1 protein-coding gene and 1 pseudogene are annotated in these 1,063 nt (G+C 75.8%); both read right to left on the bottom strand.

The window, feature by feature from the left end; translation table 11 throughout:
- Positions 1–131: 131 nt before the first annotated feature.
- Positions 132–677 (bottom strand): amino acid transporter, encoded by a 546-nt coding sequence (locus tag AB0O29_RS36350; protein WP_365160832.1) that lies wholly within the window; start codon positions 675–677, stop codon positions 132–134.
- 198 nt (positions 678–875) lie between these two features.
- Positions 876–1,013, bottom strand: a pseudogene (locus tag AB0O29_RS36345) (hypothetical protein); the annotation flags it as partial.
- Positions 1,014–1,063: the final 50 nt, after the last annotated feature.

Genomic DNA, 1,063 nt, shown 5'->3' with positions numbered 1-1,063 from the left:
CGTCACCTCCTGGGACGAGGTCAAGCTCCTCGACGTACGGCTCGACCGCCTGCGCCGCTGGCACCGCCCGGGCCTGCTGTGCATCGGCGACGCCGGTGCGGGTCCGTTGCGGGGCGCCGGGGAGCAGGGGATCAACGCAGCCGTGCCGTCCAGGGGTGGGGTCCGAGGGTGCGGGAGACGGCGTCCGCGAGCCAGGCGCGTTGGCCGGTGTCGAGCAGCGGGAGGACGGCGTCGAAGTCCCGTTCGTCCTTCGGGCGGGGCTGCTTCGCCTTGTAGTACAGCTGGATCTCAGGCCGCAGGTAGGGGATGCCGTCCGGGCTGACGGCGCCGATCCCGGCGACCGGCCGGCGTACGGTGGCGTCGCGCCGGGACACCCACTCCCCGCCCCGCCCCTCGTCCAGCATGACCTGGATCCGCCAGGGCCGGCCGGGCCCGGGGCGGCACCAGACGTCGTGGACGCCGGGGTGGAGCCGCTCGTCACGGAGCCACGGGCGCAGGGTGCCGGGCGGGTCGGCGGCCCACCACTCCCAGCCGGGGAGGACTTCCTGCACGGCGTGCTGGTCGTCGCGCAGGAGCAGGACGTCGACGTCGCCGTGGGGGCGGAGCTCGCGCCCCACGGCCAGTTCGATCGCGTGGCCCCCGGCGATCCACCACCGGCACCCGGCACGGCCGAACAGGCCGACGACCTCGGGGAGGGGTGCGGGATCCCAGCGGGTGGTGGTGGGAGTGGCGTCTGCGGCGTCCGCGTCGGCCGTGAGGAGCCGGAGGGCGGACGCCGGGTCGCCGTCGTAGGGGACGGGGCCCTCGTCGGGCCCGGGCGGCTGGTAGCGGTCGCGGAACCGGTGCAGGTGGTGTTCCTCGAACCGGATGTCGGCCGGAGACCCGTGGGTGTTGCGGTGCCGGATGCGCTCCCAGCGGGTGTCGTGGTCGGTGTCGAGCACGAGCAGGACGGGGATCCCGCCCGCCGCGGTGACGGCCCGCCGCCAGTCGTCGCGCTCGGCCCGGGTCCACAGCCCGTGATCGAGGACGACGGGCCGCCCCTCCGCGAGGAGCTGACCGAGCC

This window comes from Streptomyces sp. NPDC089915, assembly GCF_040684675.1.
Lineage (GTDB): Bacteria > Actinomycetota > Actinomycetes > Streptomycetales > Streptomycetaceae > Streptomyces.
Note: the sequence above shows the minus strand (reverse complement) of the source record. Positions and strands in the feature narration are given on the sequence as shown.